Annotated in this window: 16 protein-coding genes; 12 read left to right on the top strand and 4 right to left on the bottom strand. The window is 72.8% G+C overall.

What is annotated here, in order from left to right:
- Positions 1-115: 115 nt before the first annotated feature.
- From ACFO9I_RS01570 to ACFO9I_RS01550, 5 genes are all read left to right on the top strand, one after another.
- Positions 116-1303, top strand: coding sequence for an acetoin utilization protein AcuC (locus ACFO9I_RS01570; protein WP_379177122.1), 1188 nt, complete (start codon positions 116-118; stop codon positions 1301-1303).
- A gap of 185 nt (positions 1304-1488) precedes the next feature.
- Positions 1489-1695, top strand: a complete 207-nt coding sequence (locus tag ACFO9I_RS01565; RefSeq protein WP_344153105.1) for a helix-turn-helix domain-containing protein — start codon at positions 1489-1491, stop codon at positions 1693-1695.
- 138 nt (positions 1696-1833) lie between these two features.
- On the top strand, positions 1834-1935 hold the full coding sequence (locus tag ACFO9I_RS01560; protein WP_008356322.1) for a 30S ribosomal protein bS22: 102 nt from the start codon (positions 1834-1836) through the stop codon (positions 1933-1935).
- Positions 1936-1947: 12 nt separating this feature from the next.
- Positions 1948-2991: an NAD-dependent epimerase/dehydratase family protein gene (locus ACFO9I_RS01555; RefSeq protein WP_379177120.1), complete on the top strand. Its 1044-nt coding sequence runs from the start codon at positions 1948-1950 to the stop codon at positions 2989-2991.
- A complete protein-coding gene (locus tag ACFO9I_RS01550) occupies positions 2984-4126 on the top strand; it encodes a 1-acyl-sn-glycerol-3-phosphate acyltransferase (protein WP_379177118.1) in 1143 nt (380 codons plus the stop codon). The genes ACFO9I_RS01555 and ACFO9I_RS01550 overlap by 8 nt, the downstream gene beginning before the upstream one ends.
- Before the next feature lie 74 nt (positions 4127-4200).
- Here the strand turns inward: ACFO9I_RS01550 and ACFO9I_RS01545 are convergent, their stop codons facing one another.
- From ACFO9I_RS01545 to ACFO9I_RS01535, 3 genes are all read right to left on the bottom strand, one after another.
- Positions 4201-5346, bottom strand: a complete 1146-nt coding sequence (locus tag ACFO9I_RS01545) for a DUF5667 domain-containing protein (RefSeq protein WP_379177116.1) — start codon at positions 5344-5346, stop codon at positions 4201-4203.
- 133 nt (positions 5347-5479) lie between these two features.
- The gene (locus ACFO9I_RS01540; RefSeq protein WP_379177114.1) at positions 5480-6247 is read right to left on the bottom strand and encodes a sigma-70 family RNA polymerase sigma factor; all 768 of its coding nucleotides are present in this window, start codon (positions 6245-6247) and stop codon (positions 5480-5482) included.
- A gap of 132 nt (positions 6248-6379) precedes the next feature.
- Complete coding sequence (locus ACFO9I_RS01535) at positions 6380-7267, bottom strand: HAD family hydrolase (RefSeq protein WP_379177112.1); 888 nt, start codon at positions 7265-7267, stop codon at positions 6380-6382.
- Between the two features lie 66 nt (positions 7268-7333).
- Here ACFO9I_RS01535 and ACFO9I_RS01530 point away from each other — a divergent pair, with 66 nt between their 5' ends.
- The 7 genes from ACFO9I_RS01530 (at position 7334) to hemB (ending at position 15014) form a co-directional block, all read left to right on the top strand.
- Positions 7334-8947: a class I adenylate-forming enzyme family protein gene (locus ACFO9I_RS01530; RefSeq protein ID WP_379177110.1), complete on the top strand. Its 1614-nt coding sequence runs from the start codon at positions 7334-7336 to the stop codon at positions 8945-8947.
- Complete coding sequence (locus ACFO9I_RS01525; protein ID WP_379177108.1) at positions 8944-9204, top strand: glutaredoxin family protein; 261 nt, start codon at positions 8944-8946, stop codon at positions 9202-9204. The genes ACFO9I_RS01530 and ACFO9I_RS01525 overlap by 4 nt, the downstream gene beginning before the upstream one ends.
- Positions 9205-9422: 218 nt before the next feature.
- Positions 9423-10091, top strand: coding sequence for a redox-sensing transcriptional repressor Rex (locus ACFO9I_RS01520; protein WP_379177106.1), 669 nt, complete (start codon positions 9423-9425; stop codon positions 10089-10091).
- A complete protein-coding gene (locus ACFO9I_RS01515; RefSeq protein ID WP_379177104.1) occupies positions 10088-11380 on the top strand; it encodes a glutamyl-tRNA reductase in 1293 nt (430 codons plus the stop codon). The genes ACFO9I_RS01520 and ACFO9I_RS01515 overlap by 4 nt, the downstream gene beginning before the upstream one ends.
- On the top strand, positions 11377-12327 hold the full coding sequence (gene hemC / locus ACFO9I_RS01510; RefSeq protein WP_379177102.1) for a hydroxymethylbilane synthase: 951 nt from the start codon (positions 11377-11379) through the stop codon (positions 12325-12327). The genes ACFO9I_RS01515 and hemC overlap by 4 nt, the downstream gene beginning before the upstream one ends.
- A complete protein-coding gene (locus ACFO9I_RS01505; protein WP_379177100.1) occupies positions 12324-14006 on the top strand; it encodes a uroporphyrinogen-III synthase in 1683 nt (560 codons plus the stop codon). Before hemC ends, ACFO9I_RS01505 begins: the two co-directional genes overlap by 4 nt.
- A gap of 6 nt (positions 14007-14012) precedes the next feature.
- Positions 14013-15014, top strand: a complete 1002-nt coding sequence (hemB, locus tag ACFO9I_RS01500; protein WP_379177098.1) for a porphobilinogen synthase — start codon at positions 14013-14015, stop codon at positions 15012-15014.
- Positions 15015-15024: 10 nt separating this feature from the next.
- Here hemB and ACFO9I_RS01495 read toward each other — a convergent pair whose 3' ends face one another.
- The gene (locus tag ACFO9I_RS01495; protein ID WP_379177096.1) at positions 15025-16194 is read right to left on the bottom strand and encodes a lytic transglycosylase domain-containing protein; all 1170 of its coding nucleotides are present in this window, start codon (positions 16192-16194) and stop codon (positions 15025-15027) included.
- Positions 16195-16255 lie beyond the last annotated feature (61 nt).

Raw genomic sequence — 16255 nt, 5'->3', positions numbered from 1 at the left:
CGTCAGGCGGGCCACCACTGGTGGGTCGGGTTCGTCAGCACGCCCCCAGTCTGGCACGGGCCCACCGTGTGGCGCGACCCTCGTGGGTGCCCTGGTGGCGGGTAGCGTGCCCCCCATGCCCGAGTGCTCCGGCCCCGCGACGGTCGTGTTCGACAAGTCGCTCACCGAGTACGACTTCGGACCCGCGCACCCGATGTCCCCGATCCGGGTCGACCTGACGATGCGGCTCGCCGAGGAGCTCGGCGTCCTCGACCACGGCCTGCGGCTGGTGCCCGCGCCGATGGCCGACGAAGCCCTGATCGCCACGGTCCACGACCCGCGCCTGATCGAGGCGGTGACCCGGGCCGGCACCGTCCCGGGCGTGCTCGACGAGGAGTTCGGGCTCGGCACCGAGGACAACCCGGCCTTCCGCGACATGCACCACGCCGCGGCCCACATCGTCGGCGCGACCGTCGAGGCGTGCCGACAGGTCTGGACCGGTGAGAGCCTGCACTCGGTCAGCATCACCGGCGGGCTCCACCACGCGATGCGGGACCGGGCCAGCGGGTTCTGCATCTACAACGACGTCGCGGTCGGCATCCAGCACCTCCTCGACCACGGGGCGGAACGGGTCGCGTACGTCGACATCGACGTCCACCACGGGGACGGCGTCGAGCGGATCTTCTGGGACGACCCTCGGGTGCTGACGATCAGCCTGCACGAGACCGGCCAGATGCTCTTCCCCGGGACCGGGTTCCCCACCGACGTGGGCGGCGAGGAGGCCCGGGGCAGCGCCGTCAACGTGGCCCTGCCCCCGGGGACGGGCGACGCCGGCTGGCTGCGCGCCTTCCACGCGGTCGTCCCGCCGCTGGTGCGCGAGTTCGCCCCGGACGTGCTGGTCACCCAGCACGGGTGCGACTCGCACATCGAGGACCCGCTGGCGCACCTGATGCTGACCGTCGACGGTCAGCGCGCGGCGTACCTGGCGCTGCACGACCTCGCGCACGAGGTGACCGGCGGCCGGTGGGTCGTGACCGGGGGTGGCGGGTACGCCCTGGTCGAGGTCGTGCCGCGCGCCTGGACCCACCTGCTGGCGGTCGTCGCCGGGCGCCCCCTGGACCCCGCGACCGACACCCCGGACGGTTGGCGGGCCTACGTCCGCGACGGCCTGGGCCGGACGCCGCCGTACCGGATGACCGACGGCCGGACCATCGCCTACCGGGACTGGTCGGAGGGGTACGACCCCGAGACCTGGCTGGACCGCGCCATCCACGCCACCCGGATGGAGATCTTCCCCTGGCATGGGCTCGATCCGCTGCCCTGAACGTGCAACAGTGAGACTCAAGTAAAGAATCGGTGGGGGAAGCAAGGGGACACGCCGGGGCAACGCAAGTTGCTTTAGGCAACCCCTTCCCCACGAGTCACATCAGGCTCTATTCTCACCGTGCGCGACGCGTGCATTCACCGGTGGGGAAGCCGGTGGCGGGTCGCAAAGAAAGTCGGTGCACGATGGCTACCAACTCGTCCGGGGACATCTCCGAAGCGAAGTTCCTGACCGTTGCCGAGGTTGCCGCGATGATGCGCGTCTCCAAGATGACCGTCTACCGCCTGGTCCACAACGGCGACCTGCCCGCCGTCCGCGTGGGCCGCTCGTTCCGCGTCCGCGAGGAGGACGCGAACGAGTACCTCCGCAAGAGCTTCTACAGCGCCGGCTGACCTCGTCGTCGTCGATCGATCCAGACCCACATGGTGGACTCGGGCCGCCGGATTCTGCCTGTTCCGGACGGGCCTATAGGCTGTCCGGGTCCTTCGGGTGTTCTCCCGGGGTGACGAACAGTCTTTGAAAGGTGTCCCGTGGGTTCTGTCATCAAGAAGCGGCGCAAGCGCATGGCCAAGAAGAAGCACCGCAAGCTGCTGAAGAAGACGCGCGTCCAGCGCCGCAAGCTCGGCAAGTAAGCCCCCCGTGCGATGGGCAGGGTCGGCAGAGTAGTCCTGGTCACCGGGGTCTCGCGCGACCTCGGCAGACGGTTCGCACGAGCCGTCGCGACCGACCCTGCCGTCGAGCGTGTCATCGGTGTGGACGTGGTCCCGCCGCGCGGCGACGTCGGTGACGTCTCGTTCGTGCGGGCCGACATCCGCAACCCTGTCATCGCCAAGGTCATCGCCAAGGAGGACGTCGACACCGTCGTCCACATGAGCGTGATCTCGACCCCCGGCAGCGCCGGGGGTCGGAACACGATGAAAGAGCTCAACGTCATCGGGACGATGCAGCTCCTGGCGGCCTGCCAGAAGGCACCCGGCCTCCAGCACCTCGTGGTGAAGTCGACGACGACGATGTACGGCGCGAGCAGCCGCGACCCGGCGATGTTCACCGAGGACATGGAGCCGCGCCGGGCGCCGCGCTCGGGCTACGCCAAGGACGTCGCCGAGATCGAGGGCTACGTCCGCGGCTTCGCGCGCCGCCGACCCGACGTCCGGGTCACGCTGCTGCGCGCGGCCAACGTGCTCGGGCCGCACGTCTCGAGCCCGTTGACGTCGTACTTCCGGCTGCCGGTGATCCCGACCGTGCTCGGCCACGACCCCCGGCTGCAGTTCCTGCACGAGCAGGACCTGCTCGCGGTGCTCGGCCACGCGGTCGCCCACGAGGTCCCGGGCACCTTCAACGTGGCCGGTGACGGCGTGCTGATGCTCTCCCAGGCGATCCGCCGTCTGCAGCGGCCGGCGGTGCCCATGCCCGCCTTCGCGGTCGGTGGCGTCGGCTCCGCGCTCCGCTCCGCCCGGCTGGCCGACTTCTCGCCGGAGCAGATCGCGTTCCTGACCTACGGTCGTGGCGTGGACACCCGCGCGATGCGCGAGGTGCTGGGCTTCGAGCCCGCGTTCACCACCGCCGAGGCCTTCGCCGACTTCGCGTCCGCGCTGCCACCGACCGGCGGCCTGTCCGAGAGGGCGCTGGCCGGCCTGGCCCGCGCCCTGCCTCCCGTCGACGAGCCGATCGGAGCCGGCCGTGGGTGACGCCGAGATCATCCCTATCGGGACGCGTGGTCGTCCGGGCCGCGGGACGGGCACGCAGCCGTCCTCCGCCGCCCGCAACCTCGCGCCCGGTGCCCGGCCTGCCGCCCGCAAGGCCGTGCGGCCACCGGACCCCCGGCCCGACGACTCCCTCGATGACACCGTCGAGGACATCGCCGAGGACGCCGCACCACCGGCCACCGGGCGCGGCCCGGTCACCACCGAGGAGCGGGCGCCGTTGGCCGGCATCCCCACCGCCGACTGGCTGGCGGCCTTCCAGCACGCCGCCCGCGAGGTCTTCGGCGAGCAGTGGGAGCCGCAGCTCGCCCGCTTCCTGGCCTTCCTGCGCCGTCGGGTGACCGGCGACTACGTGGTCGACGAGTACGGCTTCGACCAGGAGATCGCGCAGCGGTTCTTCATGGCGGCGCTCCGACCGATCGCCGAGAAGTGGTTCCGCATCGAGGTCCGCGGCGCGGAGAACATCCCCACCGACGGCGGCGCGCTGGTGGTCTCCAACCACTCCGGCACGGTCCCGGTCGACGGGTTGATGACGATGGTCTCGATCCACGACCACACCGGCCGGTTCCTGCGGCCGCTCGGCGCCGACCTGGTCTTCAAGCTCCCGTTCGTCAGCACGATGGCCCGCAAGGGCGGGGCGACCCTGGCCTGCAACGAGGACGCCGAGCGGATGCTGCGCGGCGGTGAGCTCGTGGGCGTGTGGCCCGAGGGCTTCAAGGGCATCGGGAAGCCGTACTCCGAGCGGTACAAGCTGCAGCGGTTCGGCCGGGGCGGATTCGTCTCCGCGGCGCTGCGCACCGGCGTGCCGATCGTGCCGCTGGCCGTGGTGGGTGCGGAGGAGATCTACCCGCTGGTCGGGAACATCCCCTCGCTGGCCCGGCTGCTGGGCGTGCCCTACATCCCGATCACGCCGCTGTTCCCGATGCTCGGCCCCCTGGGGCTGGTGCCGCTGCCGTCGAAGTGGCTGCTGGAGTTCGGGGAGCCGATCCGCACCGACGAGTACGACGCCGGCGCCGCCGACGACCCGATGCTGGTGTTCAACGTGACAGACCAGGTGCGCGAGACGATCCAGCAGACGCTCTACACGCTGCTGATGAAGCGGCAGTCGGTCTTCCGCTGACCCGTTGACCGCTGCGGGTCCGGACGGCGCCCGGCGGCTGCGAGCCGGGGGCCCAGGTCAGGGCAAGGCGCAGGTCAGGGCAGTGTGCCGTTGAGCGTGTCGCCGGTGGTGTCGAGCAGCTCGCCCACCCCGTCGGTGACGTCGTCGACCGTGTCGTCGAGACCGGGCAGGCTCGGGTCGTCCGTCGGCTGTGACCCACCGCCGGTGATCCCGTCGGTCAGCGTGGTGATCGGGTCCTTGGTCGGGTCCGTGGGGCTCGGGCCCGTCGACCCGCCGCCGGTGCCCGGGTCGAGCACGCTGCCGGGCGGCAGCGCGTCGGCGCCCACCGGGGGCAGGTGCGGGGAGCCGTTCCGGTGCCCGTGCTCGCCGCGCCGCCCGTGGTGTGCGGAGCCCTGGGGGGCAGCGGTGGGGAGCTGGGACGACGAGGCGGCGAAGACGGGCGGGATCTGGGTGATGCCACCGCCTCCGCAGGTCGGGCAGGCCTGCTGGGCCGCCGTGTCGATCGTGATGAGCACCTGGGCGGCGTGCATCAGCTCGTCGCGCGCCGGCTCCGGGACGAGCGACTCCAGCTCGGTGAGCTGGCCCAGGCTGGTGGCGGTGAAGTCGCGCAGCTTGTCGATCGAGGCCTCGGTGCCGTGCTGGGAGTAGTCGGCCAGCAGCAGGTCGGAGGCCTCGGAGGCCTGGTCGGTGAAGTCGCCGAGGGTGTCCGCGATGGCCTGGTCGTCGCCGAGGTCGCCACCGCGGCTGAGCTCGGTCGCCTCGTCGAGGCGGTCGCCGGCGTTGGCGAGCATGGTCGAGCCCTTCTGGCCCTCACCCACGCTGATGCCGGTGTGGACGTCCTCGATCGCCCGCTTGATCGGGTAGAGGGTGTCGCCCGGCAGGGCGCTCTGGGCCGCCATCGCCATCGAGGTGGTCGCGCCCACGAGCGCGAGTCCGCCGATGGCGGCGGCGACCCGACGCTCGCGCCTGGGCTGCCGGGGCGGGAGGGCGAGTCGCGAGGTGTCCGCGGCTGCGAGCGCGGCCGGTGCCTCGGCCATCAGCCTCTCGCGCAGCGCGCTCACGAACTCCGGTCGGGGCTCGGGGGCCGGCGTCGCGCGCATCGCGGTCACCAGGTCGAGCAGGGGGGCGTACCGTGCGTCGTCGCCACCGGCGGTCGAGGACCCCTCGACCCGGGCCGCGAACTCCTCGGCGCGCCGTCGCGCCGCGAACACGGGTGTCATCGCTTCTGTCCTGTCATCACGTCGGTCGTCGGGCTCCGGAAGTGGAGGCTCGACACCGCCGTCAACGAGGCGTGGGGGCGGGAGGTTACGGCCCGCCCGGACCGGGGGGCAACGAGTGCTGACGTGGCGTTCATCACTCCCGGATCCCTTCGGGCATCAGCTTGGCGAGGTTGCGGACCCCGCGGAGCTGCAGCTGCTTGACGGCGCCGTCGCTGCGGTCGAGGACGGCGGCGGTCTCGGCGATGCTCATGCCCTGCAGGAAGCGCATCACCAGGCAGTCGCGCTGCTCGTCCGGCAGCTGCTGGAGCGCGTCGAGCAGGATCTCGTTGGTGAGCCCAGCGAGGACCGTCTCCTCGGGCCCCTCGGTCGCGTCGTCGTGGAGCCCCATGTCCTCGGTGGTGAGCTCGAGGCGGGTCCGTCCGGCCTTGAAGTGGTCGGTGGCGAGGTTGCGGGCGATCGTCATCAGCCAGGCACCGAAGTCCTTGCCCTGCCAGCGGAAGCTGGTCATGCTCCGCAGCGCCCGGAAGAAGGTCTCGGAGGTCAGGTCCTCGGCCAGCGTCGTGGAGCGGGTCCGGTAGAAGAGGAAGCGGTGCACGGCCGGCTGGTAGTGGTCGTAGAGAAGACCGAAGGCGTCGGCGTCGCCCCCGCGGGCGAGCTCCACCAGGGCGATCAGGCGGGTGCGCTCGGTCTCCGACTCCTCCGAGGACGCTGCGAGCTCCTCGTCGCCGAAGCCGCCCGGACCGCCCGCCGTGGCGCCGACCTCGCCGTCGGTGAGGGACTCGGACAGGAGCACCTGGACGCCGCCGGCAGCCAGCGCGACGTCCGCGCCGAGCAGCGCTCGGCAGACGGCCGCGCGCAGGGCATCGAGGCCCTGCGCTCGATCCAGTCCATCCCAAGACATCGTGACGAGACCCTCCCGGTCAGCTTTCCCCCAAGCCCCGGTCATGGTAGGTCGGCCTCACCCGCTCTGTGAACAGTTGAACACCAAAACGTGGGCCAGGCCACGTGGGTAAAGGAATCGCCCGGGCCGGGCTCAGTGCCGGCGGCCGCGCAGCGCCACCCCGGCCGCCACGGTGCCGCTGGCCGCGCCGGCCACGGCCCCGATCAGCAGGCCCGCCCGGGCGGCCTTGCGACCGGTCCGGTAGTCGCGCACCCGCCAGCCCATCTCGCGGGCGTGGGCGCGCAGCCTCGCGTCGGGGTTGATGGCGCAGGGGTCGCCGACCAGGCTCAGCATCGGCAGGTCGTTGTAGGAGTCGGAGTACGCCGAGCAGGCGGCCAGGTCGAGGTTCTCCCGGGCGGCGAGCGCCTTGACGGCCTCGCCCTTGGCCGGACCGTGCAGGAGGTCACCCACCAGGCGACCGGTGTAGACCCCGTCGACGTGCTCGGCGACCGTGCCCATGGCCCCGGTCAGCCCGAGCCTGCGGGCGATGATCTGTGCGATCTCGATGGGGGCGGCGGTGACCAGCCAGACCCGCTGGCCCTGGTCGAGGTGCAGCTGGGCCAGGGCCCGGGTGCCCGGCCAGATCCGGTGCGCCATCGCCTCGTCGAAGATCTCCTCGCCGAGCTCCTCGAGCTCGCTCACCGTGTGGCCGGCGATGAAGCCGAGGGCGGAGGTGCGGGCGTCGGCCACGTGGTCGGGGTCCTCGACGCCCACCATCCGGAAGTAGGCCTGCTTCCAGGCGGCACCCAGGATCTCGCGCGTGGTGAAGAAGTGGCGACGGTGCAGGCCGCGGGCGAGGTGGAAGATGCTCGCCCCCTGCATCACGGTGTTGTCCACGTCGAAGAACGCCGCCGCCGTGGGGTCGGCGGGCGTCAGCAGCGCGGACTCCACCTCGGCGGCCGACGCGGCCGCCTCGCCCGCCAGCGTCGAGCGCAGCTGGAGGTTCAGCGGCCGTCGGCTCCTGTCGGGGGGTGGGTTCACACCCGCAGCGTAGACCCCGGGGCGAACGCCCCGACGCCGCTCATGGGCGTGTGGAAGTATCCCCCCATGCCTGCGGATGCCCCGGCCCTGCACGACGTCGCCGACCTCGTCGCCGCCGCCGCGGCCGAGAGTCCCGGCAAGCTGGCGATGGTCGAGGCCGGCGGCCGGAGCCTCACCTGGGAGGCGCTGGACGACGAGGTCGACAGGGTCGCCGGTGGTCTCGGTGAGGCGGGCATCGTCGCCGGCTACCGCGTGATGCTGGTGCTCGGCAACCGGCTGGAGTTCGTGACGGCGTACCTCGGGGTGCTCCGCGCCCAGGTCGTGGCCGTCCCCGTCAACCCCCGGGCCACCTCCGGCGAGCTCGCCCGCATGCTGGCCGACTCCGGCTGCCGGATGGTCATCGCCGAGCCGGAGACCGTCGGCGCGGTCCGCGAGGCGGTGGCGCTCGTGCAGCGGGCGCTCGCCGGCGAGGTCGAGGACGTCGACCCCGAGCTGGTGGCGCGGGCGGTCGTGCCGCGACTGGTCCTGGTCGGGGGCGACCCGCAGCCCGGCGAGAAGTCGTTCGACGAGCTGCGCTCCGGGACGCGTCGGCAGCTCCCGCCGCTGCAGGACCCCGAGAAGCTCGCGGCGCTCCTCTACACCAGCGGCACGTCCGGCCGCCCGCGGGCCGCGATGCTCACCCACCGCGCGCTGCTCGCCAACATCGAGCAGGTGGCGAGGGTGCAGCCCCCGATGATCCACGGCGACGACGTGGTCCTCGGCGTGCTGCCGCTGTTCCACGTCTACGGGCTCAACGCCGTCCTCGGCGGCGTGCTCCGGCACCGCGCCAAGCTCGTGCTGGCCGAGCGGTTCGACCCCCAGGGGACCCTCGACCTGATCGAGGACGAGGCCTGCAGCGTGGTCCCGGTGGCCCCGCCGGTCTTCGCGCACTGGCAGGACGTCGAGCACCTCGAGGAGCGCCTCGGCCCGGTGCGGCTGCTGCTGTCCGGGTCCGCTCCGCTGTCGGCGGAGCTGGTCGAGCGGTTCGGGAAGCGCACCGGCATCCCGGTCCACCAGGGCTACGGGCTCACCGAGGCCTCCCCGGTCGTGACCAGCACCCTGTGCAGCGAGCGCCTGCAGCCGGGGTCCGTCGGTGCCGCGCTGCCCGGCATCGGGCTGCGGCTCGTCGACGACGCGGGACGCCCGGCCGAGGGGGAGGACCCCGGCGAGATCCAGATCGCCGGGGACAACCTGTTCAGCGGGTACTGGCCCGACGGGGCGGGCGGTCCCGATGCCGAGGGCTGGTGGTCGACGGGCGACGTCGGCCTCCTCGACGCGTCCGGTGACCTCTTCCTGGTCGACCGGGTCAAGGACCTCGTCATCGTGTCCGGGTTCAACGTCTACCCGGTCGAGGTCGAGGAGGTCATCCGCGAGGTCCCGGGCGTCACCGAGGCCGCGGTGATCGGCGTCGCGGACGGGACGACCGGCGAGGCCGTGGTCGCCTACGTGCGGGCGCCCGGTGCGGACCCCGCCGCGACGGTCGACGCCGTACGCCTCCACTGCGGGCAACGGCTCGCCCGCTTCAAGCAGCCGAGCCGGGTCGAGGTCGTCGACGAGCTGCCGCTCACGGCGACCGGCAAGGTGCAGAAGGGTCGGCTGCGCGGGCTGGAGCGGCGACGCAGCCTGGGGCTGCTCGAATGAGCGGCGGACCGGCCCGGGTCACCCTCTACGGCCGCCCCGGCTGCCACCTGTGCGAGACCGCCCGCGAGGTGGTCGCGCGGGTGTGCGCAGAGCTGGGTGAGGAGTTCGTCGAGGTGTCGATCGACGACGACCCGGAGCTGCTCGACCGGTTCGGCGAGGAGATCCCGGTGACCTTCGTCGACGGGCGCCAGCACGACTTCTGGCGGGTCGACGAGGCCCGCCTCCGGGCGGCCCTCTCGTCCCCGGATCGGCCGTGAACCCACCCGCCGGCACCCCGCGCGGCGTGTGACTTCTCACATGTGCTAGCCCGCGTGCCGGGTGGCCCCGGGGCGCGGTCCGTCTCGGTTTGTTCTCGCGTTCACAAACTCCTACAGTGAACAGGCCGCACGGATGAGCAGGAGTCCTGCCAGGCAGTCACAGCCCTGGCAGGGAGGACGACCCGTCCGGCCCGATCCACGGCCTGGAGACGAGAGCAGTGACTGCACGGACTTCCCCCGAGAGTGCCCGGGACATCCCCGAGGCGACCGTCGCGCGACTGCCGGTGTACCTCCGGGCGCTCACCACGCTGTCCGAGCAGGGCACGGCCACCTGCTCCAGCGAGGACCTCGCCGCGGCCGCCGGCGTCAACAGCGCCAAGCTCCGCAAGGACCTCTCCTACCTCGGCAGCTACGGCACCCGTGGGGTCGGGTACGACGTCGACTACCTGCGCTACCAGATCGCCCGCGAGATCGGCGTGACCCAGGACTGGCCCGTGGTCATCGTGGGCATCGGAAACCTCGGCCACGCCCTCGCCAACTACTCCGGCTTCCGCAGCCGCGGCTTCCGCGTCGTGGCGCTGCTCGACGCCGACCCCCGCCGCCACGACGAGCTCGTCGCCGGTGTGGAGGTGCGTCCCTTCGACAACCTCGAGCAGATCGTCCACGACCACGGCGTCGCGATCGGCGTGATCGCCACGCCGGCGCTCGCCGCCCAGGACGTCGCCGACCGGATGGTGGCCTGCGGGATCACCTCGATCCTCAACTTCGCGCCGACCGTGCTGTCGGTGCCCGCCGGGGTCGACGTCCGCAAGGTCGACCTCTCCATCGAGCTGCAGATCCTCGCCTACCACGAGCAGCGCAAGGCCCACGGGGAGGTGACCGCGTGAGCGTCCTGGTCGTGGGCATCTCCCACAACTCCGCGCCGGTGCACCTGCTGGAGAAGGTCGCGCTGGACCGCGACGGCCTGCACAAGCTGCTCCAGGACGCGGCGGCGTGCGAGCACGTCACCGAGGCGACCGTGATCGCCACCTGCAACCGGCTCGAGATCTACACCGAGGTCGACCGGTTCCACGGCAGCGTGGAGGAGGTGTCCCGGCTGCTCGTCGACCGGGCCGGGGCCGCGACCGAGGCGATGCTGCCGCACCTCTACGTCCACTACGACGACGGCGCCGTGTCGCACCTGTTCCAGGTCGCGGCCGGCCTCGACTCGATGGCCGTGGGCGAGGGCCAGATCCTCGGGCAGACGCGCGAGGCGCTGCGGGTCGGCCAGGAGCTCGGCACCGTCGGCCCCGCGCTCAACACGCTCTTCCAGCAGGCGCTGCGGGTCGGCAAGCGCTCGCGCGCCGAGACCGACATCGACAGCGCTGCGCCGACCCTGGTCAGCGCCGCCCTCGACCGCGCCGGCGCGACGACCGGTGACCTCGCCGGCAAGCGGGTCCTGGTCGTCGGGGCCGGGGCGATGGCCGGGCTGGCCACGGCGACCGTGGCCAGGCTCGGCGCCGGCGACATCACGGTGGCCAACCGCAGCGCCGACCGGGCCGCCCGCCTCGCCGCCGAGTACGACGCCCGCCCGGCGCCGCTGGCCGACCTCGCCGCCGAGCTGGCGCTCGCCGACGTGGTCATCGCCTGCGCGGGCGCGACCGGCCTGCTGGTGACCCGGGAGATGGTCGAGACGGCGCGGCCCGACGGCCACCCGATCGCCGTCATCGACCTCGCCCTGCCCCACGACGTGGAACCCGAGGTGGCCACGCTGCCCGGCGTCACCCTGGTCAACCTCGCCGAGCTCGCCGCCGAGCTGCACGAGTCCGAGGCCGGCCGCGAGGTCCTCGAGGTGCGCCGGATCGTGACCCAGGAGGTCGCGGCGTTCCTCTCCGCCCGCCGCCAGGCCAGCGTCACCCCGACGGTCGTCGCGCTGCGCTCGATGGCGACCTCGGTCGTCGAGTCGGAGATGGAGCGGCTGGTCGGCCGCCTCCCCGACCTCGACGACGCCGCCCGCGCCGAGGTGCTGCAGACCGTGCGCCGGGTCGCCGACAAGCTGCTGCACCAGCCCACCGTCCGGGTCAAGGAGCTCGCGAACGAGACCGGGGCGGTGTCCTACGCGGCCGCCCTCGCCGAGCTCTTCGCCCTCGACCCCGACGCGGTCGACGCCGTCACCCGACCGGAGGGACTGGCATGACGAGCCCCGTCCGCGTCGGCACCCGGCGCTCGCTCCTCGCCACCACCCAGGCGGGCACGGTCGCGGAGATGATCCGCACCCGGCTCGGCCGCGAGGTCGTGATGGTCGAGGTCACCACCGAGGGCGACCGCTCACAGGCCGACGGCACGCCGCTGGCGAGCGTCGGCGGCACCGGCGTCTTCGTGGGTGCGCTGCGCGACGCGCTGCTGCGTGGCGAGGTCGACGTGGCGGTGCACTCCCTCAAGGACCTCCCGACGTACCCGCAGGAGGGCATCGCGCTGGCCGCGGTGCCCGGCCGCGAGGACCCGCGCGACGTCGTGGTCGCCCGCGACGGCCTCACCCTCGGCGAGCTGCCCGTCGGCAGCCGCGTCGGGACCGGGTCGCCGCGCCGGGCCGCCCAGCTGCGCGCGCTCGGCCTCGGTTTGGAGATCTCGGAGATTCGCGGCAACGTGGACACCCGGATCGGCAAGGTGCGCACGGGGGAGTACGACGCCGTCGTGCTCGCTCGTGCCGGTCTGGCGCGGATCGGTCGTCTCGACGAGGCGACCGAGGTGCTCGACCCCCTCCAGATGCTCCCGGCCCCCGGCCAGGGTGCGCTGGGGGTGGAGTGCCGTTCGGACGACGCCCAGCTGCTGGCCGAGCTGGTCACGTTGGACGACGACCACGCCCGCGCGGCGGTCACCGCCGAACGGGCCGTGCTGGCCACGCTCGAGGGCGGCTGCACGGCTCCGATCGGCGCACTGGCCGAGGTCGCGGAAGGTGAGGACGGGAACGAGATCTGGGTCAGGGCGGTCGCCCTGTCCCCGGATGGGGCGCTCTCGGTGCGGATGTCCGCCACCGGGTCCCCGGCCGACGCCGTTGGCGTGGGCAGCCGGCTGGCGAGCGAGATGCTCGCCGACGGTGCAGCACGGTTGGCAGAACCACCAGACAAGAGGCAGAACGCATGACGCGAGGCAAGTCCACCCCGACCACTGGCACCGCCACGACGCAGGCTCCGAGCCGGGGCTGGGTGTCGTTCGTGGGCAGCGGCCCCGGTGACCCGGGTCTGCTCACCGTCCGCGCCGTCGACCTGCTCCGGCGGGCCGAGGTCGTCGTGACCGAGGTGCCCGAGCACGAGGCCCTGGTGCGCACCCTGCTGGGGCTCCCGGAGCCGACCGCGACCGAGGACGGCGCCGCCGCCGAGGTCGCCGGGCCGCTCGTCGTCGACGGCGGCTTCGGCGAGGACGGGCAGCCCCTGACGCACGCCGCCCGGGCCAAGGTCGTCGTCAAGCACGCCAAGAAGGGCGCCCGGGTCGTCCGGCTGATGACCGGCGACCCGTTCATCTACGCCTCCGGCCCCGAGGAGGCCCAGGCCTGCGTCAAGGCCGGCCTCGGCTTCGAGATCGTCCCCGGCGTGTCGTCGGTGAGCGCGGTCCCGGCGTACGCCGGCATCCCGCTGACGACCAAGGACAACCGCGAGGTGGCGGTGGTCACCTGCGGCGAGAAGGTCGACTGGTCGCAGTACGCCGACAACCGCACGCTCGTGCTGCTCTCGGCGGTCGGCATGATCGGCGACATCAGCAAGGCGCTGCTCGACGCCGGTCGCTCCCCGAAGACCCCGGTCGCGATGACCCGGGTCGGCACCACCACCGAGCAGGCGACGGTGACCTCCACGCTCGAGCACATCGCCGCCGACGCCCGCACCGCGCGGATGGCGCCGCCGGCGATCACCGTCATCGGTGACGTCGTCGACCTGCGCGAGACCCTGTCGTGGTTCGAGACCAAGCCGCTGTTCGGCTGGCGGGTCCTGGTGCCCCGCACCAAGGAGCAGGCCGGGGCCCTGTCGGAGCGCCTGCGTGGCTACGGCGCGGTGCCCGAGGAGGTGCCGACCATCTCGGTGGAGCCGCCGCGCAACCCGCTGCAGATGGACAAGGCGATCCGCGGCCTCGTCGAGGGCCGCTACGAGTGGATCGCGTTCACCTCGGTCAACGCGGTCAAGGCGGTCCGGGAGAAGTTCGAGGAGTACGGCCTCGACGCCCGCGCCTTCTCCGGCCTGAAGATCGCCGCGGTCGGCGACAAGACCGCCCAGGCCATCGCGGCCTGGGGCCTGCGCGCCGACCTGGTGCCCTCCGGGGAGCAGTCGGCGGCCGGGCTGCTGGCCGACTGGCCGGAGTACGACGAGGTCCTCGACCCGATCAACCGGGTCTTCCTCCCTCGTGCGGACATCGCCACCGAGAACCTCGTCGCGGGCCTGATCGACCTGGGCTGGGAGTGCGACGACGTCACGGCGTACCGCACCGTGCGGGCCACGCCGCCGCCGGCGCCGACCCGCGACGCGATCAAGACCGGCAAGTTCGACGCGGTCGTCTTCACCTCCTCCTCGACCGTGCGGAACCTCGTCGGCATCGCCGGCAAGCCGCACCCGTCGACGATCATCGCGGTCATCGGCCCCGCCACGGCCAAGACCGCCGAGGAGCACGGGCTGCGGGTCGACGTGCTGTCGCCCAAGCCCGACGTCGAGGAGCTCGTGGACGCGCTCGCCGACTTCGGCGCCACCCGCCGGATCTCCCTGCTGGAGGCCGGGCAGCCGGTCACCAGGCCGTCGGAGCGCAAGCCCTCGGCCCGCCGCAAGGTCCGGGCCGAGTGACGAGCCATGGCTGACGAGTCGACCGCCCTGTCGGTGACCGGCCCCTCGGTCCGGCCGCGTCGTCTGCGCACCACGCCGGCCCTGCGCCGGATGGTGGCCGAGACCTCGCTCGAGGCACGGCAGCTGGTGCTGCCGGTGTTCGTCCGCGAGGGCCTCTCCGAGCCGCAGCCGATCGGCTCGATGCCGGGCGTGGTCCAGCACACCCGGTCCTCGCTGCTGAAGGCGGTGGCCGAGGCGGCCGAGCTCGGGCTGGGCGGCGTGATGCTCTTCGGGATCCCGGAGCACAAGGACGCCACCGGCTCCGGTGCGGTGGACCCCGCCGGCGTGCTCAACCTGGCGATCACCGACGTGGTGGCCGAGGTGGGCGACGCGCTCACGGTGATGAGCGACCTGTGCCTCGACGAGTTCACCGACCACGGCCACTGCGGCCTGCTCACGCCCGACGGTCGCGTCGACAACGACCGCACGCTCGCGGCGTACGCCGAGATGGCGCTCGCGCAGGCCGCGGCCGGCGTCGACATGGTCGGCCCGAGCGGCATGATGGACGGCCAGGTCGCGGTGATCCGCGCCGCGCTCGACGTCGCCGAGCACACCGACGTCTCGATCCTGGCCTACTCCGCGAAGTACGCCTCCGCTTTCTTCGGCCCGTTCCGCGAGGCCGTGGACTCCTCGCTGCAGGGAGACCGGCGCACCTACCAGCAGGACTCCCCGAACGCCCGTGAGGGCGTCCGGGAGGCGCTCCTCGACATCGAGGAGGGCGCCGACATCGTGATGGTCAAGCCGGCCCTGGCCTACCTCGACGTGGTGCGTCGGGTGCGCGACGCCGTCGACGTGCCGGTGGCGGCGTACAACGTCTCGGGGGAGTACTCCATGCTCGAGGCCGCCGCGGCCCAGGGCTGGATCGACCGCGAGCCGGCGATCCTCGAGACGCTCACCGCGATCCGGCGTGCCGGCGCGGACGTCGTGCTGACCTACTGGGCCAGCGAGGTCGCGCGCCTGCTGCGCTGACGGGTCGAGGTCAGTGCGTGTAGTCGTACACGCACTTGTCGAACGGGTCGTTGTCGACGAGCGGGTTGTCGACGTAGCCCTCGGTGGTGCACTGCAGGATCGCCTCGGCCGTCGTCAGGATGTCGTCGACCGGGGGCAGCGACGGGGTCGGCAGTGGCGGCAGCGGGTTGTCCGGCACCGGGTCGTTGCCGCCACCGCCACCACCCGGGTTGCTCGGCGTGGACGGCGGCTGCGTCGGCGTGGGCGTCTGGGGGTCGCTGGGCGTCGTCGGGTTGCCGCCGGCGGGGCCGGAGGCGGGACCCTGCGGCTGCTGGGGGTGGTGCGGCTGCGCCGGTTGGGTCGGCGCGCTCGTGTCGGGCACGAAGTAGCCGGCCGACGTGGTGCCGTTGGGCACCGAGGTGAAGTCGCCGTCGAGGTAGGCGTTCATGATCGAGAGCACCAGGTCGACGTACGACGCGCTGTGGTTGTAGCGGTAGACCGCTGCGCGCTGGCCCTTGGTCGTCGACAGGTCGTCGTTGCCGGAGCAGAGGTAGACGGCCGTGGCGAGTGCGGCGTCGTCGATGTCCTGGGGGTTGCGCTGGGCGTCGCCGTCGGCGTCCACGCCCACGACCGACCAGGTCGACGGGATGAACTGCATGGGGCCGACCGCCCGGTCGAACTTCGCGTCGGCGTCGTACTGACCGGCGTCGGTGTCGGTGATGCGCTGGGTCTTGTGGGTGCCGTCCAGGGCGATGCCGAAGATGCCGGGGGTGGCCACGCCCTTGTCGTCGAGGTGGTTGCCGTTGGTGCGGCCGTGGTCGGACTCGACGCGCCCGATGGCGGCGACCAGCTGCCACGGGAGGTTGCAGCCCTTGTCGGCGGCGTTGATGACCGTCTCGGCCCGCTGGTAGGCGGACAGGGCCGCGGAGGGGATGCCGGAGGTCGACGCGGTCGAGACCGCGCGGCGGGTGTCGCCGGTGATGCCGGGCGCGACGCGGCCGGGCGTCGAGACGCTGGCGGGGGCCTCGAGGGCCTCGGTGGGGACGCTCGTGCCGTCGGGGAGGGTCGTGGGGACGGTCTCGCCCGCGGAGGCGGTCTGCACGCCGACTCCTGCGATGCTGGCCGTCCAGGCTGCCGAGAGCAGCGCCAGTGGCACGAGCGCCGTCGCCTTCTGGATACGGCCGAACCGCGGTGTGGACATCAACATCTCCCCTGAGGCCAAACTACCTGCCGTGCTCCCTCAAGCACAGGTGACCGATTCA

Source organism: Nocardioides sp. GCM10023255, from assembly GCF_042653125.1.
GTDB lineage: Bacteria > Actinomycetota > Actinomycetes > Propionibacteriales > Nocardioidaceae > Nocardioides.
Note: the sequence above shows the minus strand (reverse complement) of the source record. Positions and strands in the feature narration are given on the sequence as shown.